Origin of the sequence: Microlunatus sp. Gsoil 973 (assembly GCF_009707365.1) — a bacterium.
GTDB lineage: Bacteria > Actinomycetota > Actinomycetes > Propionibacteriales > Propionibacteriaceae > Microlunatus.
Map to the genome: position 1 here is coordinate 2,481,377 of NZ_CP046122.1, position 23,167 is coordinate 2,504,543.

Sequence of the window (23,167 nt, forward strand, 5' to 3'; positions counted from 1 at the left end):
TGTCTGATGTCGGTGCCATGGTCGGGGCATGACCTTTGACCTGGCTGAAGAGCTGTCCAAGCAGTTGTCCTGGCACTGGGACTTCCAGCTCCGCCCGCGATTGGACGGTCTCAGCGACGAGGAGTACCTGTGGGAGCCGGTGCCCGGCTCGTGGAATCTGCATCGCCGCGGCCAGGGCAGAACCGACCTGCAGGACGGATCGGGTGAGTTCACCGTCGACTACGCCTATCCGCCACCCGAACCCGCTCCGATGACCACGATCGCCTGGCAGCTGGCCCACCTACTGGTTGGCATCTTCGGCGACCGGAACGCCCGACACTTCGGCGCACCGCCGGTCGACTACCAGAGCTATGACTACCCGGGCACCGCTGCCGCCGCACTGATCGACCTCGATGCCCGCTACCAGACCTGGATCACCGGCGTCCGCGGCCTGACCGATGATGAGCTCGCCGCACCGTGCGGTGAGCCCGGCTTCGAGGCCGACCCGATGATCGGCCTGGTGCTGCACATTCACCGCGAGGTGATCCACCACGGCGCGATGATCTCCCAGTTGCGGGATCTGTGGGCGCACCGATCCGATCCCGGCTAGCTGGTCGCCGGTACGCCGGACCGGCCTCCTTGAGATGATGTGCCGAGAACACCTGGTCGGTTCGACCAGGACCCAGCAGACAGCAAGGGAGCATGATGAGCGACCAGGACGCCCCCCGATACGCCAGCTATCCCAGCCTCGCCGGCAAGCACGCCTTCGTCAGCGGCGGCGCATCGGGCATCGGCGAGGCGGATGTCAGACACCTTGCGGCCCAGGGCGCGAAGGTAAGTTTCGTCGATCTGGATGACGAGCGGGGCGACAAACTCGCGGCGGAGTTGAACTCGGCCGGCGGCCAGGTCCTCTACCAGCACGCCGACGTCACAGACATTCCCGACTTCGTCTCCAAGATCAACACGGCCGCTGAGCAGTTGGGCCCGATCACGATCCTGGTCAACAACGCCGCCAACGACAAGCGCACCGCGTTCGCCGATGTGACCGTCGAGCAGTGGGACAACGAGATCGCCGTCAACATCCGCCATCATTTCTTCGCCGCCCAGGCCGTGGCGCCGATGATGCGGGATGCGGGCGGCGGGTCGATCATCAACATGGGGTCGATCACCGCGCATCTGGACTTCCCCGATCTGACCGGCTACATCGCGTCGAAGGCCGGGATCGAGGGCTTGACCCGAACCCAGGGCCGTGAGTACGGCAAGTGGAACATCCGGGTCAACTGCATCATCCCCGGCTGGATCCTGACCGAGAAGCAACTCCAGGTCGTTGCCAAGCCCGGTGACATCGAGCGGCTGACCCAACACGATCAGAAGATCCCCAACAAGCTGTACGGGGAGGACATCGCCCGGATGGTGTTGTGGCTGGCGGCCGACGACTCGCGGAACTGCACCGGGCAGAAGTGGGTCGTCGACGGCGGGTGGATGTGATCATGGGTGCGATCGCTGCCGCCCAGCTCAGTGAGCCGGTGGCCGGGCTGGGTGAAGGGCCCCTGTGGGACGAGCGGATCGGCCGATTGCGGATGGTCGACCTGCTGCGCGGCGACGTGCTGACCCTGGACGAGAACGGAGCCGCCGAGCGGACGCATGTCGGCAAGATCGCGTCGGTGATCCGACCGCGGACGATCGGCGGGTACGTCGTCGGGATCGAACACGGCATCGCTGCACTGTCGGAGGATCTGGAGCCGACCGGCGAGCAGGTGCTCGCCTTCGAATCGGGGAACCTGCGGATGAACGACGGCGGATGTGATCCCCAGGGCCGGTTCTATGTCGGGTCGATGTCCTACGGCGAGACCGGTGGAGCCGGAACGCTCTACCGCTTCGACACCGACGCCTTCAGCACCGGCGGCCCGGCCGCCCCCGTGTTCTCGCCGGTGAGCGTCTCCAACGGCATCCAGTGGAGTGCCGACGGCAGCAAGGTGTTCTTCAACGACACGCCGACCCGCCGGGTTGCCGTCTTCGACTTCGACGCGGGCGACGGCACCCTTCATGATCAGCGGACCTTCGTCAGCCTGCCGGACGACTGCGCCGGCAGCCCGGACGGCATGGCGATCGACGCGGAGGACGGCATCTGGATCGCCCTCTGGGGCGGATCCGCGGTGCACCGCTACGACAGCAGCGGACAACTGTCCGCGGTGATCGAACTGCCGGCGTCCAAGATCACCTGTCCGACCTTCGGCGGCGACGACTGGACCCAGCTCTACATCACCAGTGCCAACATCAACGTGTCACATGACGACGAGCCGGCCGCCGGTGCGGTGTTCGTGGCCGAGCCGGGGATCGCCGGACCGGCGCCGTACGCCTTCGCCGGCTGATCAGTGCGACTCCCGGCCGACGGTGTCCCCGCTCGAGCCGACCAGGAAGTCAAGATCAACACCGGTGTCGGCCTGGCCGACGTGATCGACGTACAGCCGCTCCCAGCCGCGGAGCGGGCCGCCAACGCGGTGATCATCTGCGGATCGGCCTCCCGCTCGGCCAGTTCAGCGTCGGAGACGAGGAGCCGAATAGTCCGGTTCGGCACGTCGAGCTCGATCAGATCGCCGTCGCGGACCAGCGCCAACGGTCCACCGGCGGCGGCCTCGGGCGCGACATGCAGAACGACGGTGCCGTAGGCCGTTCCGCTCATCCGACCGTCGCAGATCCTGACCATGTCGCGTACGCCCTGCCGGAGCAGCTTCTCCGGCAACGGCATGTTGGACACCTCCGGCATCCCGGGGTAGCCCTTGGGCCCGCAGCCGCGCAGCACCAGCACTGAATCGGCATCCACATCCAGATCGGGATCGTCGAGCCGGGCCCGGCAGTCCTCGATCGAGTTGAAGACAACGGCGGGGCCGCGATGGGTGAGCAGCGCCGGTGTGGCCGCCGACGGCTTGATGATCGCGCCGTTCGGTGCCAGATTTCCTTGCAGGACGACTATTCCGGCGTGTTCCTGGGCTGGTGACTCCCAGGTCCTGATCACCCGGTCGTCCCAGATCTCCGCGTCGTCGAGATACTCGACCAGCGGCTTGCCGGTCACGGTGATCGCCGAGGCATCCAGCAGGTGCCTGACCTGCCGCAGCACCGCGAGCGGGCCACCGGCACGGAAGAGATCCTCCATCAGATACTCGCCGGCGGGCTGCAGGTTGGCGATCATCGGCACGCCGCTGCCGATGGTGTCGAAGTCCTGCAGGGACAACCGCACTCCGAGCCGGCCGGCGATCGCCAGCAGGTGGACGACGGCGTTGGTCGAGCCTCCGACGGCGGCGAGCGCGACGATCGCGTTCCGGAAGGACGCCTCGGTGATCACCTGGCTGGGTCGGCGCCCCTCGCCCACCAGGTCGACCGCCAGCCGTCCGGTGTTGTGTGCGGCCTCCAGCAGCCGGCTGTCCGGCGCGGGAGTGCCGGCCACACCGGGCAGTGTCATGCCGAGAGCCTCGGCCATGATCGCCATCGTCGAGGCGGTGCCCATGGTGTTGCAGTGTCCGCGGCTGCGGATCATCGACGACTCCGACCGCCGGAACAGTTCCGGCGACAGAGTGCCGGCCCGGACCTCCTCGCTGAGCTTCCAGGTGTCGGTACCGCAGGCCATCGGCCGGCCGCGGAAGCTGCCGCTCAGCATCGGTCCGCCGGGCACGACGACCGCCGGGAGATCGACCGATGCCGCTGCCATCAGAAGTGCCGGGATGGTCTTGTCACACCCGCCGAGCAGCACCAGCCCGTCGATCGGGTTGGCCCGGAACATCTCCTCCATCGACATCGCGGCCAGGTTGCGCCAGAGCATCGCCGTGGGCCGGACCTGCGTCTCGCCGAGGGACATCACCGGCAGGTTGAGAGGGATCCCACCCGCCTCGTAGACACCCTGCTTGACCGACTGCGCGATCTCGTCGAAATGTGCGTTGCACGGGGTCAGCTCGGATCCGGTGTTGGCGATGGCGATCTGCGGGCGACCCCCGAACGCGCTGTCCGGCAGTCCGCGACGCATCCAGGCGCGGTGGATCGAGCCGTCCCGGGTGTCTTGGGCGTACCACTTGTTGCTCCGCAGGTCCACGATGGCCATCCTCTCAGCCGGTGGTCCGGGCCACTGCCCCACGGGTCGGGATCGTACGCTGACGCAGACCGATCCCCGGTCCCGAACACCGATCCGGTGACCAGACGAGCCGATGACACGAGCCTCGATGATCACCAGCGCTGTCTCTGCCGAACTGGTGCGCGGCGCCATCGAGCTGGAACGCGCCGACCGACGGGATGCTGCCGCACCGGCTGCCCTCGTGGGCCCGACGCCAGGTGGCCGATCCCCAGCTGGCGATGGTCGAATCCCAGCCTTCGGGCGTACGGCTGGTGTTCCGGACCGACGCGACCGTGATCGAACTGGACACCAGGCCGACGAAACGTGAGTATCCCGGTCTGCCGGGGCGACCGGATGGCAGCTACGACCTGTTCGTCGACGGGGAACCAGCCGGGACGGACGTCAGTGCTCGGCGGCCACGTGATGATCATGAACTTCACCGGCGAGCCGCCACAGGTCCGGCCGGGACGGATCGGGAAGGCTCGCTACGACGGCCTCGCTCCTGGCCCCAAGGACATCGAGCTCTGGCTGCCGTGGGACGAGACGACCGAGCTGATCGGCTTGCGCAGCGACGCCCCGATCGAACCGATCACCGAGACTCACCGGCCGGTGTGGGTGCACCACGGCAGCTCGATCAGCCACGGGTCGAACGCCGCCGGCCCGAGCAGCATCTGGCCGGCGGTCGCCGCGCGCCGTACCGGACGGGAGTTGATCAACCTGGGACTCGGCGGGTCCGCGCTGCTCGATCCGTTCACCGCTCGAACGATCCGGGACACACCGGCCGACCTGATCAGCGTCAAGATCGGCATCAACCTGGTGAACGCCGACGTGATGCGGCTACGGGCCTTCGTGCCCGCGGTGCACGGCTTCCTGGACACCATCCGCGATGGGCACCCCCAGACGCCGCTGCTGGTCGTTTCGGCGATCTACTGCCCGATGCTCCGAGCACACGCCCGGCCCGACGATGCCGGACGTGGAGGCCTACCAGCGTGGTGAGCTGCGGTTCGTCGCCTCCGGCGATCCGGCCGGCATCGCCGCGGGACAACTCACCCTGTCGGCGATCAGGGACCAGCTGGCCGGGATCGTCGACCAGCGGTCGGACGCCGATCCTCACCTGGACTACGTCGACGGGCTACGGCTGTACGGGGGAGGCGGACAGCACCGCTCACCCCTTGCCGGACGGACTGCATCCCGACGCCGAGACACACGAGTTGATCGGCAGCCGGTTCGCCGATCTGGCCTGGCCCTGATCACCGGTGCCTGCAGCGGCCGGACTTCGGTCGGATCAGCCGGGGAGCAGGCCTTCCTGGGACTCCTCGAGCAGCGACCTGACCTCCTCGACCGATGCGTCGGCCGCCGGCAGGATCAGGTCGGAATCCTCCAACTCGTCGTCGGCCACCGGCTGTCCGGCCGCGACGACCTTGGCGTGCAGCGCCGCCAGCGCCTCACTGAGTGCCTGCTGATCGTCGGCCGCGACGGCCTTCTCGATCGCGTCGTCCACGGAGTTCAGGTCAGAGATCGCGGCGTCGTCGACTCGGAACTGGCCCTCACCCAGGATCCGGATGATCATCGGTTCTCCTCCGTGTTCGGCTGCGTCGTCTGAGCCTGTCCGTTCACCTGCTGTCCCGGCGCTTCGGTCGGTGCCGCGGTCGGCTGGCCGGCCTGACCCGCGACGCCCTGTCCCTCGATGGCGGGAGTCGACGCGGATCCGCCGCTCAGGGCCGCCTTCATCGCGGCCAGTTCGCTCTCCACGTCGGAGGTGGACGCCAACCGCTCCAGCTCGAGGGTGATGTCGTCCTTGCTCTGCCCGGTCTGGTCCTCCAGCACACCGCTGGCGATCAGCTCGTCCACCGCGCCGGCCCGCGCCTGCATCTCGGCGGTCTTGTCCTCGGCCCGCTGGATCGCCAGGCCGACGTCGCCCATTTCCTCGCCGATACCGGTGAAGGCCTCGTTGATCCGGGTCTGCGCCTCGGCCGCGGAGTAGGTCGCCTTGATGGTCTCCTTGCGGGTCCGGAACGCGTCGACCTTGGCCTGCAGCCGCTGGGAGGCCCGGACCAGCTTCTCCTCCTCGCCCTGCAGCTGGGCGTGCTGGGTCTGCAGGTCGCCCAGTTGCTGCTGCAGCCCGGACTTGCGGGTCAGCGCCTCCCGGGCAAGATCCTCACGACCAACCTCAAGCGCCTTCTTGGCCTGCCCGTTGAGTTTATCGATCTGGGTGTTGAGACCGTTCGCCTGCAGCTCCACCCGCTTGCGGCTGGTCGCCACGTCGGCTACACCCCGGCGCACCTTCTGCAACAGCTCGAGCTGACGCTGGTAGGAGTAGTCGAGGGTCTCGCGAGGATCCTCTGCCCGGTCCAAAGCCTTGTCCGCCTTGGCGCGGAAGATCATCGACATCCGCTGGAATATTCCGCTCATCTGCTCTCCGCTGATCCTTGAAGGTCCATGTCACGACTGGCGTCCAGCTTATGCCCGCCGCCGGAGCACCGACATCAGACCGAGCGGGTAGTTTCGTAAATGGGTTGTGACCCTGACACAATCCCGGGGTCGACGGGCCAGAAAGCAAGGAGCAGACGGTCGTGGCATTCTTCCGCCGCAAGAACGAATCCTCCACGCAGGAGGAGCCGCAACCGGTGACCATCGAGTCGCTCAACGGCACCCGCAAGAAGGGTGGACCGACGCCGACGCGCAAGCAGGCCGAGGCGGCGCGCCGGGAGCGTCTCACCAAACCGGTCGACAAGAAGGAAGCCGCACGGATGCAGCGCTCCGAGCGGCAGAAGGCGCTGCTGGCCAGGGACAACACACCCGAAAAGGCGCTGGCTCGCGACTACGTCGACTCCCGCCGGCACATCGGAGAGTTCTTGCTGCCGGGCATGATCGTCATCCTCGGCGCGACGCTGCTGAACAGCATCGCGCCGGCGATCTCGTTGTACGCCACCGTTTTCATGTACGTGTTCATCCTGTCCGTCCTGGTCAGTTCGCTGCTGCTGTGGCGAGGGTTCAAGAAACTGCTTGCAGAACGGTTGCCGAAGGCCAGCTCGCGGGGTCTGATGTTCTATTTGATCAACCGCTCGATCCAGATCCGCCGTTTCCGGATGCCGGCGCCCAGGATCAACCGCGGCGACTCGTTCTGATCCCGCCCCGATAGGGTGCGGGAACGATGTTCAGCGCACCCAGCCACCTCGACTGTTCCCGCACCGGCACGCGGTACGAGGCCGACCAGGTCCAGGGTGTCAGCGAGGCCGGCGCGCCGTTGCTTGCCCGCTACGACCTCGAACGGGTAGCCGCGACGCTCACCCGCGAGGAGATCAGCAGTAGGCCGCCGACGCTGTGGCGCTATCGCGAACTCCTGCCCGTGCAGGACCCTGACAACATCGTCAGCCTCGGTGAGGGCATGACGCCGCTCACCGCGCTGCCCCGCTACGGCACGGCGATCGGCCTGCCGCGACTGACCATGAAGGACGAGGGTCTGGTCCCGACCGGTTCGTTCAAGGCCCGCGGTGCGGCGGTGGGTGTCTCCCGAGCCCGCGAACTGGGTGTCCGCGGCGTCGCGATGCCGACCAACGGCAACGCCGGCGCCGCCTGGGCGACCTACGCCGCCCGCGCCGGGCTCGACTGCCTGATCGCGATGCCGGTCGACGCACCTGCCATCACCCGGACCGAATGTGTGGCCGCCGGTGCCGAGCTCTATCTGGTCGACGGGCTGATCGGCGACGCCGGCAAGTTGGTCAACGCCGCTGTCGCTGCCCGGTCCGGCTACCAGGAGGTCTCCACCCCTCAGGGAGCCGTACCGGCTGGAGGGCAAGAAGACCATGGGCTACGAGATCGCCGAACAACTCGGCTGGCGGATGCCCGATGTCATCGTCTACCCGACCGGCGGCGGCGTCGGACTGATCGGCATCGACAAGGCGATCAGCGAGCTGCTCGAACTCGGCTGGATCAGGGACAAGCTGCCCCGCCTGGTCGCGGTCCAGGCCGAGGGCTGCGCACCGATCGTCGAGGCGTACGAGTCGGGCGCGGCCGAGAGTGTGCCGTTCCCCGATGCGCGCACCGTTGCGTTCGGCATCACGGTGCCCAAGGCATTGGGCGACTTCCTGATCCTGGACGCCGTACGCCGCACCGACGGCACGGCGATCGCCGTGTCCGACGCCGACCTGCTGACCGAGCAACGAGCACTCGCGGCGTCCGACGGCGCCTTCATCTGCCCCGAGGGCGCGGCCTGCATGGCAGCGGTCAAGCAGTTGCGCGAATCCGGCTGGCTGTCCGCCTCCGACGAGGTTGTGGTGTTGAACACCGGCGCCGGACTGAAGTATCCCGAGACCGTTCAGGTCGACGTGCCGACGCTGCCGATCGATGGCGTCATCCCCGACCGGCGTGGTCACCGGCGGACCTAGCGTCGCTGACCGACGGCCACGGTCTGCGCTGCCCGACTGGCTGGCTGCCGGAGACTGACTCCAGCGACAGCCATCACCAGGGCACCGGCGACGCCGGCGGCGAGGAAGCTGACGCGTGGCGCGACGAACAGCAACGACGAACTGCCGACGGCGAGTGCAATGATCTTGGCCGCGTTCGCCAGCCCGCCCAGCGCCGCGTACACCTTGCCCCGATCGGCATCCGGCGTCCGAGAGACCAGCAGTGCACCGAAGGTCGCATTGCCTACGCCGAAACCGCCGCTCAGCACAACCAGCGTCAGCGCGTACATCCAGAAGCCCGGCGACACAGCAGCAGCCACCAACCCGACAGCCGCCGCGCCGAATCCTGCGCAGGCGGCCATCACACGCCCACTGACGCCGGCGACCCGTCCGGCGATCCCGGCACCGGCAACGGCGCCGGCGGCGCCGAAGAACTCCGACAGCCCGTACTGGAAGGGCGATCCACCCAAGGTGTCCCGGACCAGGAAGACCTCAACCGGATTGATGCCCTCGACCAAGATCACAAAGATCAGGATCGTCGCGAACAAGGGCCGGACGATCGGATCCCGACCGGCGCTCTTGAGCCCCTCCGCCCACCCACGGCTGACGGCCTGTCCAGCTGACGGCGCCACTCGTCGGCGTGTCCGGACGGCCGCGGCCGCCAACGCCAGCAGCAGGTAGCTCAGGGCATCGACCCCGAAGCCCCAGCGAGCCAGGCCGAGTCCGACCAGTAGTCCACCGACGGCCGACCCAACCGGTGCCGAGATGGCGTTCAAGCCTTGCTGCCAGGCGACCGCCCGGCCGATGCGGTCCTCGCCGACGATCCGCGGGACCAGTGCCGACCAGGTCGGTTGGGCGAACGCCTGCGCCAGCGCAACGGCACCGACCGCCGGATAGAGGACCGCCGGCCGCGGCAGGACGGTGACAGCCGCACAACAGGCCGCCTGGAGCAGGGCGGTCATCACCAGCACCCTTCGGGAATCCGCGCGATCCGCCACCCGCCCCGCAAGACCCATTGTCAGGATCACCGGCACGAAGAGACAGGCCAACAGCCCGGCGACCCCGTACGGCCCCAGCCCGCTGTCGTGGATGAGCAGCAGAGCGGTCACCGAGGTCACCGCAGTGCCGGCGGCACTGGCCGTGCGGGCCACCAACACAACGCGCAGGTCACGGACTGCCCATAGAGAACTTCGAAGCACTTCCTTCACAATTGTGAAGCTAATGCTTCACAACCATCCTCGGCAACTACCCTGGCCATCGTGATCACCAAGCGAACCGAGCTTGCCGGCCTCGAGCAGATGCGCGCCGTCAACCACCCGGCACGATGGCGCGTCCTGGAGGAGCTGTGGAAGGGGCGGGTGCTCACCGCAACAGCGGCCGCGGAATTGGTCGGCCTGACGCCGTCAGCGATGAGCTATCACCTACAACACCTGGCCCGTCTCGGACTGATCGAGCGAGACGACTCCACCGACGGCCGCGAGCGACCGTGGCGCGCCATCGGCGACGGCGTATCGATGACCACCCAACCCGACGACGATCTGGGCGCGACGATGATGCGCAATCTGCTTGCATCGGTCGGACGCCTGCTCACCACAGCGCCGCCCGGCCCCGACGAGAGCCGCCGGTGGCCCGCCTCCTTCACCCACACCCGGTTGCGACTGACACCGGACCAGGCCAAGACGCTCCATGAACGCGTGCAAAGCGTGATCGCAGACCTCGAGCAGCAGCCCGGCGATGACACAGTCGGCGGTGAGCCCGATCCGCGCGCCGACCTGGAGGTGTTCTGGATCCAGGGCACGCCCGCGGAGTGATAACAACGTCGTTGCGGATCGCAGAAATCGCCGCGTCTGCGACGATCCTGTCGTCCGGAAGGACGTTCCTATCGCAGGCGCGGATCGAAGACGCTGCGGTGCGCCCGATAGGCTGAGCGGTGAGCCCGGTCCACTGCCCCTTCCACCACAAGGAATTCGATGGAGTTTCGTTATCTCGGCAACAGCGGTCTGAAGATCTCCGAGGTCAGCTATGGCAACTGGGTGACCCACGGTTCACAGGTCGAGGCCGACGCCGCGAAGGCGTGTGTGGCCGCCGCGCTCGACGCGGGTATCACCACCTTCGACACCGCCGATGTCTACGCCAACACGGCCGCTGAGACCATTCTCGGTGAGGCGCTCGACGGTCAGCGGCGGGAGAGCCTGGAGGTCTTCACCAAGGTCTACTTCCCGACCGGGCCCAAGGGACACAACGACACCGGCCTGTCCCGCAAGCACATCATGGAGTCGATCAACGGCTCGCTGAAGCGGCTGAAGACCGATTACGTCGATCTCTACCAGTGCCACCGCTTCGACTACGAGACGCCGCTGGAAGAGACCATGCAGGCCTTCGCCGACATCGTCCGGCAGGGCAAGGCTCTCTACATCGGGGTCAGCGAGTGGACCGCCGACCAACTGCGGGCCGGTCACAAGCTGGCGACCGAACTCGGTTTCGGGCTGATCAGCAACCAGCCGCAGTACTCGATGATCTACCGGGTGATCGAGGGTGAGGTCGTACCGACCTCGCAGGAACTCGGCATCAGCCAGGTGGTGTTCTCCCCGATCGGCCAGGGTGTGCTGACCGGCAAGTACAAGCCGGGTCAGCCGCCGCCCGAGGGCTCGCGGGCCACCGATCCCAACGGTGGTTCGGATTTCATCAAGCGGCTGCTGCAGGACGATCTGTTGGAGCGGATCCAGAATCTGCTGCCGATCGCGGCCGACGAAGGGCTGTCCCCGGCGCAGCTGGCCGTCGCCTGGGTGCTGCAGAACGACAATGTGGCCACCGCGATCACCGGTGGTTCGAAGCCCGAACAGGTCAAGGACAACGCCGCTGCCGCGGGCAAGAAGCTGTCCGATGAGACGCTCAAGCGGATCGATGAGGTGTTGGGTGACGCGGTGGAACGCGATCCGGCCCGGACCGCGCAGACATCACCGAAGTCGCGGCTTGCGTGATCATCATCCGGAGATGATCAGGTGACGATCATGAGTTGGCGATCATGAGCTGGCACTGGCGGGCGTCCGCCAAGCGCGGTGCCGGCCGGCTCGACACTGCCCAACTGGGACTTGATCAACGCTTTCCCAGCCAGGGCGACGCCGAGAGCTGGCTCGGCGAGATCTACCCCGACCTGATGCAGGCCGGGGTGGATTCCGTCAGCCTCTACGAGGACGACCGGATGGTGTACGGGCCGATGCGGCTGGAGCCGGAAGCCTCATGACGCCGGCCGGCTGCTGGTCGCCTCGGCCAGCAGCCGGAGGGTCTTCTCCCGTCCGGGCGCCTGGTCGACCGGCGTGTCCTGATAAGCGCCGGCCACCGGATTGATCATCACTTCGTCGACGTCGAACTCGGCGGCCAGGTCGAGGAGTTTCCGGGCCGCCTGTTCGGCGTCGCCGATCACCCACTTCTGGCGCATCCGGTCGATCAACGGCGCCTGCAGCCGCAGATAGTCGTCGACCTCTGCCTCATCCACGGTCAACTGGGGGCTGAGCGGGCGTCCGGTGCGCAGCCCGGCCATCTGCACCAACTGCGGCAGCGCCAACCGCGCGGCCTGCTCAGCGGTCTCGGCAACAGAGGCGTTCACGGTCAGGAAGGTGAGCGGCTGGTCCAGCAGCTCCGACGGCTTGAAGTTCTCGCGGTACAGCCGGAGCATCTCCGCCGTACCCTCGCCGGAGAAGTGGTGGGCGAAGACGTACGGCAACCCCTGTTCGGCGGCCAGTCGGGCGGAGTAGTCGGAGGAGCCGAGCAGCCAGATCGTCGGGACACCGGTCGCGTTCGGCGTTGCATGAAGTTCGTAGGTCCGGCCCTGCACAGCCAGACCGACACCTTCGGGGCTCATCATCCGGATCAGGTTGGCCACGTGGGTCGGGAACTCCTCGGCGATGCCCTCGGTGCCGCCTCCGCCGTAGCGCAGCGCCCAGTTGGTCACCGGGTCCGATCCCGGTGCCCGGCCGATGCCGAGGTCGATCCGTCCGGGGAATGCCGACTCGAGCAGGCTGAACTGCTCGGCGACCACCAGCGGCGCGTGGTTGGGCAACATCACCCCGCCCGAGCCGATTCGCATCCGATCGGTCGCCGAGGCCAACAACGCGATCAGCACCGGCGGGTTGGTCGAGGCGACGGCAGGCATGTTGTGGTGTTCGGCCACCCAGTATCGGTGGTAGCCCGCCTCCTCGGCCGTGCGGGCGAGGGCGATGGACGCCTGCAACGCCTGGCTGGTGGTTTGTCCGCTGCGGACCGGGATCAGATCGAGGACAGACAATCTCACAACCTGCCCCAACCCGGTGATCTTTCCGGCTATTCCCAGCAGCGGGCTGGGGCTTTCCCGAGCACCGATTGACACGGCAGCATCATGTCGCCGGCCCACCTGCTGACGGGACGCTGGATGTCGTGTCCGCATTGCTTGTCGATCCCCGTACCGACGCCGATTCCTCGGTTCTCGCGCCCGCCCCGACCTCCAGCCCCGCTGGGATCAGCCCGGTTCCCGCAGACCGGGTTCGCGCCGGGCGGTGTGTCAGGCTGGTCAGCCTGCTGTCGGCGGCCGCCCTGGTGCCGATGATCATCGCCCATATCGTCGGCGCGACAGTCGTCGATCCGCTGACCGATCCGATCAGCTGGTACGCCTTCGTGCCGGGCGGTGCGGCGATGATCATCGCCGGCGGCGGCCTGCTGGCCCTGCTGGGTGTACTGATCACGATCAGGATGTACCGCGGCCGGCTGGTGTCGGGACCTCTGCCGGCAGTCGCGATGGCGGTCTTCAGTACGGCGATGATCACGGTCGGGGCGTTCCCGACCGATCCACCCCACGCGGCTCCGACGGCCGGCGCGATGGTTCACCGGGTGGCCGCCGGCGTCGCCTTCGCAGTCCTGCCGCTGGTCGGTCTGATGATCTCTGCCTCACTCACCGAGCCCCGGACAACACTGCCCCGACGGTTGCGCCGATCCGCCTGTCTGCTTGCCGGGCTGGTCGGGGCGTTCCTGGCCATCCACCTGCCACTGGCGTTCGCCGGATCAGGGATCGCCGCGTTCGGCTTCCTGGAACGGGCCGGTTTCGTGATCATGATCGGTTACCTGTTCCTGCTCGGCGCGACCATCGACCAGGAAAGCAGTCCGCAGCTCGCTAGTCCGCTGCGACGGTGCTGAGCCCGGCCGTACGCCGGCACACCTCGCCCCACGGCGTCGGGGCCAGCCCGAAGGCGGCTGTGATCGCCGAGGAGTCGATCACGTACGGACGCTTCATGATGTAGCTCATCACCCCGAACTGGCGGAAGTCGGCGTTGACCAGGCCGGCGGCCCGGACGAAGACATCCGGGATCCGCCGCATGGCCACCATCGGCCTACCGGCCTCGGCCAGCACGTCGGCGGTGGCTTCTCGCGCGGAGCGGGGCGGGTTGGTCGGGGCCAGCCAGACCCTGCCGTACGCCCCGGGGTGCTCGGCGACGGTGGCCAGTGCCCGGCCGACATCCAGGACGTCGGTCCAGGAGTGCGGCTGGTCCGGGTCACCCATGAACCACACCGGCCTGCCCGCCAGCGCGGCGGGCACGTTGCGGGTCAGGTGACCGTTGCCGCCCACACCGGCACCGGCATAGTCCGATGCCCGCACTTCGACCGCGCGGATCCGGCCCTGATCATGGAGTTGCTTCGCCTCGGCCCACATCGCCGCGCGGATCCGGCCGTTCTTCTCGGTCGCCTTGTCCGGCAGCTGCTCGGTCATCACCGCGTCGACCGGACCGTAGGCGTACAGGCTGGAGGCGCTGACCAGCACCGCCCCGGTCGCCTCGGCGGTCCGGAGCATGCTGGACCACAGCGGCGGCCAGACCTTCTCCCAGTTGCCGTAGTGGCTCGGATTGGCGCAGTTGTACAGCGCGTGTGCACCTGCGGTGATCTCGGTCAGCCTGGTGGGATCCGAGGCATCGGCGGCGACCGGTACGACGCCGGAGACCGCCGGGCGGTTTCCGGTACGGGTGACGCTGATCACCTGGTGTCCCCCGGCGACCAGCGCCCGGGCTGTTTCGACGCCGACCGGACCGGCTCCGACGATGACGTGCTTGCTCATGACGTTTCCTCCACGCTCACAGTTCAGAGAGCATCGCTCTCAGAAATGAGCATGGCACACCGGAGACCGGAAAACAAGAGCACTGCTCACAATTGCGAGGGGAGCGGTTCAGTCGCCCGATCCCCCGCTGCCGGTGGCCTCGACACTCAACGGCTGGGCGATGTCCTCCAGCGACTCCTGTTCCGCCTTGACGCCGAAGAGCAGTTCGGCGATCCCGCCCAGGGCCATCACGCCGGCCGAGATCAGGAAGCCGATCGCGACCGGGCCACGCTCGCCAGTGCCGATCAGCGACCCGAACATCAGCGGCCCGATGATGCCGCCCAGACCGGTACCGACCGCATAGAAGAAGGCGATCGCCAGTGCCCGGGTCTCCATCGGGAAGATCTCGCTGACCGTCAGGTAGGCCGCGCTGGCACCCGAGGACGCCAGGAAGAAGGTCAACGAGACAGCAACGATGAAGGCGGCCTCTCCGCCCCATTGCTTGAAGAAGATCCAGGTCAACGGCAGGGTGAGCACCGCCGATCCCAGGTAGGCGATCGTGATCATGGGCTTGCGGCCGATGGTGTCGAACAGTCGGCCGAGCAGGACCGGACCCAGGAAGTTGCCGACCGCATAGATCACCAGGAACAAGGGGACGGTGCCCGAGGAGGTGCCGAAGAAGCTGCTGAACAGGGTGCCGAGATTGAAGGTGATCCCGTTGTAGATGAAGGCCTGCCCGATGAACAGCGCAAGACCGAGGACCGCCCGGCGGGGATACAGGCTGAGCGCCGTACGGGCGATCTCTCGGAATGGGATGCTGCGTCGCTGCCGGATCTCCAGGGTCTCTCCCGGCTCGTCGAGTTCGCGCCCGGTCTCCTGCGACACCTCCGATTCGATGTCGGTGACGATGCGTTCCGCCTCCTCCTCGCGGCCGTGGATGAACAGCCAGCGCGGGCTCTCCGGAACGTGTCGGCGAACCACCAGGATCACCAGCCCGAGAACGGCGCCGATGCCGAAGGCCAGCCGCCAGCCGATATCGGTCGGGAACACCGCGGAGAGCAGCAGGATGACCAGCGCCGAACCGGCGGCGGCACCGAACCAGTAGGTGCCGTTGATGAGCAGATCGATCCGGCCGCGCAGCCTGGCCGGGATCAGTTCGTCGATCGCGGAATTGATCGCTGCGTACTCCCCGCCGATGCCCGATCCGGTGAAGAACCGTGCCAGGTAGAAGTACCACGGGGCGAAGGCGAAGGCCGTCGCGACCGTCGCCAGAATGTAGACGCCGAGCGTGATCAAGAACAGCTTCTTCCGGCCGAACCGGTCGGTCAACTGGCCGAAGAACAGGGCTCCGACACAGGCACCGACGATGTACGCGGCAGCGGCGATGCCGATCTGGCCGGCACTCAGCCCGAGGCCGCTGTCCTTCTCGGTCAGCCGCGCCGCCACCGAACCGACCATGGTGACCTCGAGACCGTCGAGGATCCAGACGGTACCCAGGCCGATCAGCACCCGCCGGTGGAAGCGGGACCACGGCAGCCTGTCCAGACGTGCCGGGATATTGGTGCTGATCGTCCGGTAGGTGCTGCCTGTCATGCCCCGACAGATACCCAACAGCGGGTTAGGCTCACCTACCGTGCCGACCCCCCAGTTCATCATTGATCTTCGCGAGCACATCGGAACCACGACGCTGCTGTTGCCGGGCGTCCGCTCGGTGGTCTTCGACGATGCGCACCAGCCGTCCCGGGTGCTGCTGGCCAAGCGCGCGGACAACGGGCAGTGGCATCTGCCGGCCGGGATCATGGAGCCCGACGAGCAACCGGCGCCGGCCCTGGTCCGCGAGGTGCTGGAGGAGACCGGCGTCGAGATCGCCATCGATCGCCTGGTCAGTCTGGTCACCCTGCCGACGGCGACCTACCCCAACGGTGATCAGGTGCAGTTCCTCAGCGCGACGTTCCGCGGTCACTATCTCTCCGGAGAAGCCCATGTCGCCGATGACGAGTCGACCGACGTCGGCTGGTTCGCAATCGATCAGCTGCCGGACGGCCTGTACGAGAAGGACCGCGAGACGATCAGCTTTGCGCTGCCGGTCGAGGCACCGCCGTACTTCGCAGTGTGATCAACTTCGACGCGAGGATCGACTTCTGCTGGTGATCACCCTTCCTTGACGCCGGGTTCGACGAAGGGCGGTTTGGTGATCATGAACTCACTGGCCCGCCCCCGGATGTCGATCATCACCGAGTCATTGATCTTGAGTTTCGGATCGACCAGCGCCAGAGCGATCCCGGTCCTCAGCGTCGGTGAGAAGGTGCCCGAGGTGACCTCGCCGAGCACCGTGCCGTTGCTGTCCACAACCTGCATGTGCGGTCGCGGGATGCCCCGGCCGACGGCCTTCAGACCGCGCAGGGTACGGCGCGGGCCGGCGGCGCGTTCGGCCTTCAATGCCTCCGAACCGAAGAAGGACTCCTTCTGCCAGCCGACGGCCCAGCCGAGCCGGGCCTGGACCGGGGTGATGTCGGCAGTGATGTCCTGTCCGTGCAACGGATAGCCCATCTCGGTACGCAGTGTGTCCCGGGCGCCCAGGCCGGCAGGCTGGATGGCGTACGGCCGACCGGCCTCGATGATCGCGTCCCAGACCCGGCCGGCGACCTCCCGCGGTGCGACCACTTCATAGCCCCGTTCGCCGGTGTAGCCGGTCCGGCAGACCGTCAACCCGGTCCCTTCGAACCGAGCCTCCTCGAAGGACATGTATCCGTGACCGACCGGCATACCGGCGGCCTGCAGCACCTCGTCGGAGTTCCTGCCCTGGATCGCCAGGACGGCGAAATCGTCGTGCTGGTTGCTGACCGTGATGCCGGATGGCGCGGCCTCCGCCAGCAGGTCCACCACCCGTGCGGTGTTCGCGGCGTTGGGGATCAGGAAGACCTCCTCAGCACTCTTCAGGTAGGCGATGAGGTCGTCGACGACACCGCCGGATTCGGTGCAGAGCAGGGTGTACTGCGCCTTGCCGGGACCGATCTTCGCCAGGTCGTTGGTCAGGCAGCGGTTGACGAACTCGGCCGCCCCCGGACCGGCGACGGTCGCCTTGCCCAGATGGCTGACGTCGAAGATGCCGACGCCGGTCCGGACCGCTGTGTGCTCGGCGACCACGCCGCCGCCGGCGTACTCCAGCGGCATCGACCAGCCGCCGAATTCGGCGAATTTGGCACCCAGCGCAACGTGCCGATCGTTCAGCGGCGACAACTTCAGATCGCTCTTCTGCCCCTCCGGCATGGAACCCGTCATGGAACGCGAACCTATCTCACCCGTCCGGGCCGGCTGGCGTAACCTGACGTCGTGCCAGCGCCCCGACTCCCCCAGGCGACCATCGCCCGCTCCGTCCCACGTTCGACCGCGGTCCTGATCGCCGGGTTCACCGCCGAGGACGGCGTGGCCGGGTTACCGGACCAGGTGGTCAACAGTTACAAGAAGACCTTCGGCTCCCGCCCCGACGACCTGGCCAGGTCGATCGGCGCATCCGGCAAGGCGCTGGCGACCACCGTGCTTCCGCCCGCCGCCAAGACGACCGTCGTTCTGGTCGGGCTGGGCGACAAGCCGGTCGACCAGGTCACTGACGAGGAACTGCGCGCGGCGGCCGGCGCCGGCGCCCGGGCGGCGAGCGCGATGGATCTCACCGGTGCCTCGATCGCGGTCGGTTTCGGCCGCTCCGAGCCGACCGCCGTGCGGGCCGTCACCGAGGGGGCGCTGCTGGGGACGTACAGCTTCCGGGCGGTGACCACCGGCGAACCCGCCGAGCCCAAGATCAGCGCCATCACGGTCATCTCCCGGTCGACCGGCAAACAGCAGCTCGCTGCGGTCGAGACCGCGGAAGTGGTGGCGGCCGCTGTGGTGGCGAACCGGGACTGGGTCAACCAGCCGGCCAATCTGCTCTTCCCGGAAAGCTTCGCCGACGACGTCCGCGGCTACGCCGGCGCCGCGGGCCGGAAGATCTCGGTCGAGGTGCTGGACGCAGCGGGCCTGACCAAGGGCGGCTACGGCGGCATTCTCGCCGTCGGCGGCGGATCGGCGAAGGCACCGCGGCTGGTCCGGTTGAGCTATGCCCCGCGTGGCGCGGCCTTCCATCTCGCCCTGGTCGGCAAGGGCATCACCTTCGACTCCGGTGGGCTGGACCTCAAGACGCAGCAGGGCATGTACACGATGAAGAGCGACATGTCCGGTGCCGGTGCGGTCTTCGCCGCCACCCGGGCGATCGCCGATCTTGGTTTCAAGATCAAGGTCACCACCTACGGAGCACTGGCCGAGAACATGCCGAGCGGCTCGGCCTGGCGTCCGTCGGACGTGCTGACCACCTACGGCGGCAAGACGGTGGAGAACATCAACAGCGACGCCGAGGGCAGGATCGTGATGGCCGATGCCCTGGCCAGGGCCAGCGCCGAGGACAGACCGGACCTGATCATCGATGTGGCCACCCTCACCGGCGCCGCTGTCGTCGCGCTGGGCGAGCGGACCGGTGCGGTGTTCAGCAACTCCGAGGAGGTCGCCGGCAAGGTGCTGGCGGCGGCGGCCGCCGCCGGTGAGCGGTTCTGGCAGTTGCCTATCGTCGAGGAATCACGCGGTTTCCTGGAATCCGAGGTGGCCGATCTGAGGTCGGGCAAGACCGGGGGCGGAGGCGGCGCGATGACCGCGGCCGCATTCCTGCGTGAGTTCGTCGGCGACGTGCCGTGGGCCCATCTCGACGTCGCCGGGCCGGCGTTCAACAGCAACAGCGCCTACAGCTACGTGTCCTCCGGAGGGACCGGGATGGCGGTCCGCACGCTGGTCGCACTGGCCGAGTCACTGGCCGGTTGAGAAGAGGCGGCCGAGCGGCTACGTCTCGTCGGCGAGCTTGCGACGGGCCTGCAGCTTCTGCCGGTGGTTGTAGTCCCGCATCCGCTGCGGATAGCCGACGACCGCCGCGTCGTAGCCCGGGATCTCCATGTGCTTGGCGAACGAGCGCGCCCACTCCGGCGACGGCACCCTCCGCCTGGTCCACTCGCCGTCGTAGGCGACCAGCAGCACCGTGGTCTGGGTGAGGGTGGTCGGCATCTCGATGTACGCCTCCACCCCGCGCCGAGTCTGCACGAATTCGGTCAGATGGGTCACCGTCTGATGATCGATCGGCACCGGACGGCCGGGTCTGGGGGCACGGCGCAGACGTGCCGTACGGTCCCGGAGCCATCCCATGGCACCCAGTATGGCGACCTGGCGAAACGGCTTGGTCCGGTTCGGTTGGTTCGCGGCCTGCTTGGATGGGCGGCATGAGTGAACACGACCTGGTGATCCTGGGTGCCGGCAGCGCCGGGTACGCCTGCGCGCTGCGCGCCGCCGAGCTGGGGCTCCGACCCGTGCTGGTCGAGGAGGATCTCGTCGGCGGCACCTGTCTGCACCGGGGCTGCATCCCGACAAAGGCCGTCCTGCACGCCGCGGAACTCGTGGACGGCACCCGGGACAGCGCTCGCTACGGGGTGCGCGCCACCCTGGAGGGGGTCGACCTGGTCGGCGTGCGCCACTACGCCGAATCCGTCGTCGGCCGGTTGCACAAGGGGCTGACCGGTTTGATCAGCTCCCGGAACATCGAGGTCGTCGGTGGTCGTGGCGAAATGCTGGATCCGGCTGGGTCGGCGCGGAGTGGGTCGGCCGGCAGGGGGGTACGGGTCGGCGACCGGACCCTCCAAGCGCCGTACGTCGTGCTGGCGACGGGGTCCTCCGCCAAATCGCTGCCCGGCCTGCAGATCGACGGCCGCCGCATGATCACCAGTGATCACGCGCTCGAAATGACCGAACTGCCCCGCTCCGCGATCGTCCTCGGCGGCGGTGTGATCGGCGTCGAGTTCGCCTCGGCCTGGCGCTCCTTCGGCGTCGACGTGACCATCGTCGAGGCCCTGCCCCGCCTCGTACCGAACGAGGAACCCGCGATCTCGACCGCACTCGAGCGCGCCTTCGCCCGGCGCAAGATCGGTGTCTGGACCGGCCAGCCGATGACCGAGGTGGCGGTCGGCGAGGATTCGGTCACCCTGACGGTCGACTCCGGCAAGTCCGTCACCGCCGACATCTTGCTGGTCGCCGTCGGCCGGGCCCCGAACCTGACCGTGCGAACCGACGACCGGCTGCGCACCGATTCCGAGGGCGTGTACGCCGTCGGAGATCTGGTCCCCGGGCTTCAGTTGGCCCATCGCAGTTTCGCGCACGGCATCTTCGTCGCCGAGGAGATCGCCGCGTTGCGCGACGGCACGCGACCGCCCACCCTGGTCAGCGATGAATCGATCCCCCGGGTGACCTACAGCGACCCCGAGATCGCGTCGGTAGGGCTTGGCGAGGAGGCTGCCCGGGCGCGGTACGGCGAGATCGAGACGTTCAGCTACGACCTGGCGGGCAACGGCAGGTCGCAGATCCTCGGCACCCGCGGAATGGTCCGGGTGGTACGCCGCCGGAACGGCCCGGTGGTCGGCATCCATATGATCGGATCCAGGGTCGGAGAGCTCGTCGGCGAGGCGCAGTTGATCACCAACTGGGAGGCCTTCCCCGAGGAGGTCGCCGAACTGATCCACGCCCATCCGACGCAGAGTGAGGCGCTCGGCGAAGCGCACCTCGCCCTCGCCGGGAAGCCGCTACATGTCCATTCCTGACGGAAGATAGGCTGACCGACGACGGCGCTGACACGCCGGGCGCACGAGAGCTGGCCAGGCCAATAGAGGAGTCGAAGCAGAACATGGCAGTCGAGGTCACCCTTCCGGAACTGGGCGAGAGCGTCACCGAGGGCACGGTCAGCCGCTGGCTCAAGCAGGTCGGCGACACCGTCGCGACGGATGAGCCGCTGCTGGAGATCTCCACCGACAAGGTCGACACCGAGATCCCGTCCCCGTCGGCCGGCACCCTGCTGGAGATCCGCGCGAACGAGGACGACACCGTCGAGGTGGGCGCCGTCCTGGCCCTGATCGGCGACGCCTCCGAAGCCGACGGCGGCGACGGCGCCCCGTCCCAGGCGCCCTCCGAATCATCGTCGGAATCATCATCCGAGCCGGCGCAGCAACCGGAATCTGAGCAGCAGGCACCAGCCGCAGAACCGGCTCCGGCCGAGCCGTCCGCGACCCAGGAGCAGGCACCAGTCGCCGAATCGCCGCAGGCCGAGACTCCGGCGCCGTCGGCCGAGGCCACCCAGGGTTCGTCCAGCGCATCGGGCACCGAGGTGACCCTGCCGGAACTGGGCGAGAGCGTCACCGAGGGCACGATCAGCCGCTGGCTCAAGCAGGTCGGCGAGCAGGTCAAGGCCGACGAGCCGCTGCTGGAGATCTCCACCGACAAGGTCGACACCGAGATCCCCTCGCCGGCCGCCGGGACGCTGTTGGAGATCCGTGCCGGTGAGGACGAGACCGTCCAGGTCGGCGCAGTTCTCGCGGTGATCGGTGATGCCGACGCCGCCTCGGCTCCGGCCCAGCAGGCTCCGCAGCCGCAGGCCGAGGCTGCACAGGCCGAAGCACCACAGGCTCAGGAGCCGGCTCCGCAGGCATCGGCCCCACAGCCCGCGGAGCCCGCATCCGCCCCTGCTCCCCAGCCCGCCCCGGCCGCCCAGCCGGCCCCTTCCCGGCCGGCCGCTTCCCAGCCGGCCCCTTCCCAGCCGGCGCCGGCGGCTGCCTCCGACGGCGAGGGCCCGAACTACGTCACGCCACTGGTACGCAAGCTGGCGGCCGAGCACAGCGTGGACCTGGCGTCGCTGAAGGGCACCGGCGTCGGAGGACGCATCCGCAAGCAGGACGTGCTCGCCGCGGCCGAGGCCGCCAAGGCCGCCGCCGCCGCACCCGCTGAGCAGCCCGCGGCCGCTCCTGCACCGGCCGCCGCCGGCTCCTCGGTCGAGCCGAGCTCGCTGCGCGGTACCACCGAAAAGATGTCCCGGCTGCGGAAGATCATCGCCAGCCGCATGGTGGAGTCGCTGCAGACCTCTGCGCAGCTGACCACCGTCGTCGAGGTCGACCTCACCGTGATCTCGCGGCTGCGGGCCAGGGTCAAGGACGACTTCCTCCGTCGCGAGGGTGTGAAGCTGTCGTACCTGCCGTTCCTGATCAAGGCGACCGTCGATGCGCTCAAGGTGCATCCGAAGCTGAACGCGACCATCGACACCGAGGCCGAGGAGATCCACTACCCGGCCGCCGAGAACGTCTCGATCGCCGTCGACACGGACAAGGGCCTGGTCGTCCCGGTGATCAAGAACGCCGGTGACCTGAGCATCGCCGGACTCGCCAAGAAGATCGCCGATCTTGCCAATCGCACCCGCACCAACAAGCTGTCGCCCGACGACATCTCCGGCGGCACCTTCACAGTCACCAACACCGGCAGCCGCGGCGCGCTGATCGATACACCGATCGTCAACCAGCCGCAGGTGGCGATCCTCGGCACCGGTGCCCTGGTGAAGCGCCCGGTGGTGATCACCGACAAGGTGCTCGGCGAGACGATCGCGATCCGCGACATGATGTACCTGTCGCTGTCCTATGACCACCGGCTCGTCGACGGCGCCGATGCCGCTCGCTTCCTGATGACCCTCAAGGAGCGGTTGGAGGAAGGCGACTTCGGGTCCGAGTTCGGCGTCTGAGA

The 23,167-nt window shown here is 68.0% G+C and carries 24 protein-coding genes and 1 pseudogene; 15 read left to right on the forward strand and 10 right to left on the reverse strand.

Annotated features, from left to right (window positions below; translation table 11 throughout):
* Positions 1-28 precede the first annotated feature (28 nt).
* The 3 genes from GJV80_RS11645 to GJV80_RS11655 all read left to right on the forward strand — a co-directional run bounded on the left by GJV80_RS11645 (position 29) and on the right by GJV80_RS11655 (position 2,351).
* Complete coding sequence (locus GJV80_RS11645) at positions 29-589, forward strand: DinB family protein (RefSeq protein WP_154688040.1); 561 nt, start codon at positions 29-31, stop codon at positions 587-589.
* A 95-nt stretch (positions 590-684) separates the two neighbouring features.
* On the forward strand, positions 685-1,467 hold the full coding sequence (locus GJV80_RS11650) for an SDR family NAD(P)-dependent oxidoreductase (RefSeq protein ID WP_154688041.1): 783 nt from the start codon (positions 685-687) through the stop codon (positions 1,465-1,467).
* Between the two features lie 2 nt (positions 1,468-1,469).
* Complete coding sequence (locus GJV80_RS11655; protein WP_154688042.1) at positions 1,470-2,351, forward strand: SMP-30/gluconolactonase/LRE family protein; 882 nt, start codon at positions 1,470-1,472, stop codon at positions 2,349-2,351.
* Here GJV80_RS11655 and GJV80_RS11660 read toward each other — a convergent pair.
* Together GJV80_RS11660 and GJV80_RS23880 are read right to left on the reverse strand one after the other, a co-directional pair.
* On the reverse strand, positions 2,237-4,063 hold the full coding sequence (locus GJV80_RS11660) for a dihydroxy-acid dehydratase (protein ID WP_230207596.1): 1,827 nt from the start codon (positions 4,061-4,063) through the stop codon (positions 2,237-2,239). The two genes, GJV80_RS11655 and GJV80_RS11660, sit on opposite strands and share 115 nt — an antisense overlap.
* Positions 4,064-4,076: 13 nt before the next feature.
* Positions 4,077-4,391, reverse strand: a complete 315-nt coding sequence (locus GJV80_RS23880) for a hypothetical protein (protein ID WP_230207597.1) — start codon at positions 4,389-4,391, stop codon at positions 4,077-4,079.
* Between the two features lie 44 nt (positions 4,392-4,435).
* On the opposite strand from GJV80_RS23880, the gene GJV80_RS23885 reads away from it, so the two are divergent.
* Positions 4,436-5,077: an SGNH/GDSL hydrolase family protein gene (locus GJV80_RS23885; RefSeq protein WP_230207598.1), complete on the forward strand. Its 642-nt coding sequence runs from the start codon at positions 4,436-4,438 to the stop codon at positions 5,075-5,077.
* Between the two features lie 289 nt (positions 5,078-5,366).
* Here GJV80_RS23885 and GJV80_RS11670 read toward each other — a convergent pair whose 3' ends face one another.
* Both GJV80_RS11670 and GJV80_RS11675 read right to left on the reverse strand, forming a co-directional pair.
* Positions 5,367-5,651, reverse strand: coding sequence for a hypothetical protein (locus GJV80_RS11670; RefSeq protein ID WP_154688043.1), 285 nt, complete (start codon positions 5,649-5,651; stop codon positions 5,367-5,369).
* Positions 5,648-6,493, reverse strand: a complete 846-nt coding sequence (locus GJV80_RS11675) for a PspA/IM30 family protein (protein ID WP_154688044.1) — start codon at positions 6,491-6,493, stop codon at positions 5,648-5,650. The genes GJV80_RS11670 and GJV80_RS11675 overlap by 4 nt, the downstream gene beginning before the upstream one ends.
* A gap of 161 nt (positions 6,494-6,654) precedes the next feature.
* On the opposite strand from GJV80_RS11675, the gene GJV80_RS11680 reads away from it, so the two are divergent.
* From GJV80_RS11680 to GJV80_RS24565, 3 genes and pseudogenes are all read left to right on the forward strand, one after another.
* Positions 6,655-7,209 (forward strand): DUF3043 domain-containing protein, encoded by a 555-nt coding sequence (locus GJV80_RS11680; protein ID WP_154688045.1) that lies wholly within the window; start codon positions 6,655-6,657, stop codon positions 7,207-7,209.
* Positions 7,210-7,469: 260 nt separating this feature from the next.
* Positions 7,470-7,775: pseudogene (locus tag GJV80_RS24560) on the forward strand (pyridoxal-phosphate dependent enzyme); the annotation flags it as partial.
* Positions 7,776-7,887: 112 nt separating this feature from the next.
* On the forward strand, positions 7,888-8,469 hold the full coding sequence (locus GJV80_RS24565) for a pyridoxal-phosphate dependent enzyme (protein WP_255455457.1): 582 nt from the start codon (positions 7,888-7,890) through the stop codon (positions 8,467-8,469).
* Here the strand turns inward: GJV80_RS24565 and GJV80_RS11690 are convergent.
* Positions 8,466-9,695 (reverse strand): MFS transporter, encoded by a 1,230-nt coding sequence (locus tag GJV80_RS11690; protein ID WP_370518743.1) that lies wholly within the window; start codon positions 9,693-9,695, stop codon positions 8,466-8,468. The genes GJV80_RS24565 and GJV80_RS11690 overlap by 4 nt on opposite strands.
* Positions 9,696-9,746: 51 nt before the next feature.
* Between GJV80_RS11690 and GJV80_RS11695 the strand changes: the two genes are divergently transcribed.
* From GJV80_RS11695 to GJV80_RS11705, 3 genes are all read left to right on the forward strand, one after another.
* The gene (locus tag GJV80_RS11695; RefSeq protein ID WP_154688047.1) at positions 9,747-10,298 is read left to right on the forward strand and encodes a helix-turn-helix transcriptional regulator; all 552 of its coding nucleotides are present in this window, start codon (positions 9,747-9,749) and stop codon (positions 10,296-10,298) included.
* 159 nt (positions 10,299-10,457) lie between these two features.
* Positions 10,458-11,468, forward strand: a complete 1,011-nt coding sequence (locus GJV80_RS11700; protein WP_154688048.1) for an aldo/keto reductase family protein — start codon at positions 10,458-10,460, stop codon at positions 11,466-11,468.
* A 44-nt stretch (positions 11,469-11,512) separates the two neighbouring features.
* Positions 11,513-11,731, forward strand: a complete 219-nt coding sequence (locus GJV80_RS11705; protein ID WP_154690213.1) for a hypothetical protein — start codon at positions 11,513-11,515, stop codon at positions 11,729-11,731.
* Here GJV80_RS11705 and GJV80_RS11710 read toward each other — a convergent pair.
* The gene (locus GJV80_RS11710; protein WP_154690214.1) at positions 11,726-12,778 is read right to left on the reverse strand and encodes an LLM class flavin-dependent oxidoreductase; all 1,053 of its coding nucleotides are present in this window, start codon (positions 12,776-12,778) and stop codon (positions 11,726-11,728) included. The genes GJV80_RS11705 and GJV80_RS11710 overlap by 6 nt on opposite strands.
* A 122-nt stretch (positions 12,779-12,900) precedes the next feature.
* Between GJV80_RS11710 and GJV80_RS11715 the strand changes: the two genes are divergently transcribed.
* Positions 12,901-13,653 carry a DUF998 domain-containing protein gene (locus GJV80_RS11715; RefSeq protein WP_154688049.1) on the forward strand — a complete coding sequence of 251 codons (753 nt, stop codon included), beginning with the start codon at positions 12,901-12,903 and terminating at the stop codon, positions 13,651-13,653.
* Here the strand turns inward: GJV80_RS11715 and GJV80_RS11720 are convergent.
* Together GJV80_RS11720 and GJV80_RS11725 are read right to left on the reverse strand one after the other, a co-directional pair.
* Positions 13,631-14,566: an NAD-dependent epimerase/dehydratase family protein gene (locus GJV80_RS11720; RefSeq protein WP_154688050.1), complete on the reverse strand. Its 936-nt coding sequence runs from the start codon at positions 14,564-14,566 to the stop codon at positions 13,631-13,633. The two genes, GJV80_RS11715 and GJV80_RS11720, sit on opposite strands and share 23 nt — an antisense overlap.
* 108 nt (positions 14,567-14,674) lie before the next feature.
* Complete coding sequence (locus GJV80_RS11725; protein ID WP_154688051.1) at positions 14,675-16,138, reverse strand: MFS transporter; 1,464 nt, start codon at positions 16,136-16,138, stop codon at positions 14,675-14,677.
* Between the two features lie 40 nt (positions 16,139-16,178).
* Between GJV80_RS11725 and GJV80_RS11730 the strand changes: the two genes are divergently transcribed.
* Positions 16,179-16,661 (forward strand): NUDIX domain-containing protein, encoded by a 483-nt coding sequence (locus GJV80_RS11730; RefSeq protein ID WP_154688052.1) that lies wholly within the window; start codon positions 16,179-16,181, stop codon positions 16,659-16,661.
* Between the two features lie 35 nt (positions 16,662-16,696).
* Here the strand turns inward: GJV80_RS11730 and gcvT are convergent, their stop codons facing one another.
* Positions 16,697-17,827 carry a glycine cleavage system aminomethyltransferase GcvT gene (gcvT, locus tag GJV80_RS11735; RefSeq protein WP_230207599.1) on the reverse strand — a complete coding sequence of 377 codons (1,131 nt, stop codon included), beginning with the start codon at positions 17,825-17,827 and terminating at the stop codon, positions 16,697-16,699.
* 51 nt (positions 17,828-17,878) lie between these two features.
* Between gcvT and GJV80_RS11740 the strand changes: the two genes are divergently transcribed.
* On the forward strand, positions 17,879-19,390 hold the full coding sequence (locus GJV80_RS11740; RefSeq protein WP_230207600.1) for a leucyl aminopeptidase: 1,512 nt from the start codon (positions 17,879-17,881) through the stop codon (positions 19,388-19,390).
* A gap of 18 nt (positions 19,391-19,408) precedes the next feature.
* Here GJV80_RS11740 and GJV80_RS11745 read toward each other — a convergent pair whose 3' ends face one another.
* The gene (locus GJV80_RS11745; protein WP_230207601.1) at positions 19,409-19,765 is read right to left on the reverse strand and encodes a hypothetical protein; all 357 of its coding nucleotides are present in this window, start codon (positions 19,763-19,765) and stop codon (positions 19,409-19,411) included.
* A 74-nt stretch (positions 19,766-19,839) separates the two neighbouring features.
* Here GJV80_RS11745 and GJV80_RS11750 point away from each other — a divergent pair, with 74 nt between their 5' ends.
* Positions 19,840-21,207, forward strand: a complete 1,368-nt coding sequence (locus tag GJV80_RS11750; protein WP_154688053.1) for a dihydrolipoyl dehydrogenase — start codon at positions 19,840-19,842, stop codon at positions 21,205-21,207.
* Positions 21,208-21,290: 83 nt separating this feature from the next.
* A complete protein-coding gene (gene sucB / locus GJV80_RS11755; RefSeq protein WP_154688054.1) occupies positions 21,291-23,165 on the forward strand; it encodes a 2-oxoglutarate dehydrogenase, E2 component, dihydrolipoamide succinyltransferase in 1,875 nt (624 codons plus the stop codon).
* Positions 23,166-23,167 lie beyond the last annotated feature (2 nt).

Excerpts from the sequence above, each read along its gene's own strand:
- GJV80_RS11645 (WP_154688040.1), top strand. The coding sequence starts at position 29 with ATGACCTTTGACCTGGCTGAAGAGCTGTCCAAGCAGTTGTCCTGGCAC.
- GJV80_RS11650 (WP_154688041.1), top strand. The coding sequence starts at position 685 with ATGAGCGACCAGGACGCCCCCCGATACGCCAGCTATCCCAGCCTCGCC.
- GJV80_RS11655 (WP_154688042.1), top strand. The coding sequence starts at position 1,470 with ATGGGTGCGATCGCTGCCGCCCAGCTCAGTGAGCCGGTGGCCGGGCTG.
- GJV80_RS23885 (WP_230207598.1), top strand. The coding sequence starts at position 4,436 with ATGGCAGCTACGACCTGTTCGTCGACGGGGAACCAGCCGGGACGGACG.
- GJV80_RS11670 (WP_154688043.1), bottom strand. The coding sequence starts at position 5,651 with ATGATCATCCGGATCCTGGGTGAGGGCCAGTTCCGAGTCGACGACGCC.
- GJV80_RS11675 (WP_154688044.1), bottom strand. The coding sequence starts at position 6,493 with ATGAGCGGAATATTCCAGCGGATGTCGATGATCTTCCGCGCCAAGGCG.
- GJV80_RS24565 (WP_255455457.1), top strand. The coding sequence starts at position 7,888 with ATGGGCTACGAGATCGCCGAACAACTCGGCTGGCGGATGCCCGATGTC.
- GJV80_RS11700 (WP_154688048.1), top strand. The coding sequence starts at position 10,458 with ATGGAGTTTCGTTATCTCGGCAACAGCGGTCTGAAGATCTCCGAGGTC.
- GJV80_RS11705 (WP_154690213.1), top strand. The coding sequence starts at position 11,513 with ATGAGCTGGCACTGGCGGGCGTCCGCCAAGCGCGGTGCCGGCCGGCTC.
- GJV80_RS11720 (WP_154688050.1), bottom strand. The coding sequence starts at position 14,566 with ATGAGCAAGCACGTCATCGTCGGAGCCGGTCCGGTCGGCGTCGAAACA.
- GJV80_RS11725 (WP_154688051.1), bottom strand. The coding sequence starts at position 16,138 with ATGACAGGCAGCACCTACCGGACGATCAGCACCAATATCCCGGCACGT.
- gcvT (WP_230207599.1), bottom strand. The coding sequence starts at position 17,827 with ATGACGGGTTCCATGCCGGAGGGGCAGAAGAGCGATCTGAAGTTGTCG.
- GJV80_RS11745 (WP_230207601.1), bottom strand. The coding sequence starts at position 19,765 with ATGGGATGGCTCCGGGACCGTACGGCACGTCTGCGCCGTGCCCCCAGA.
- GJV80_RS11750 (WP_154688053.1), top strand. The coding sequence starts at position 19,840 with ATGAGTGAACACGACCTGGTGATCCTGGGTGCCGGCAGCGCCGGGTAC.
- sucB (WP_154688054.1), top strand. The coding sequence starts at position 21,291 with ATGGCAGTCGAGGTCACCCTTCCGGAACTGGGCGAGAGCGTCACCGAG.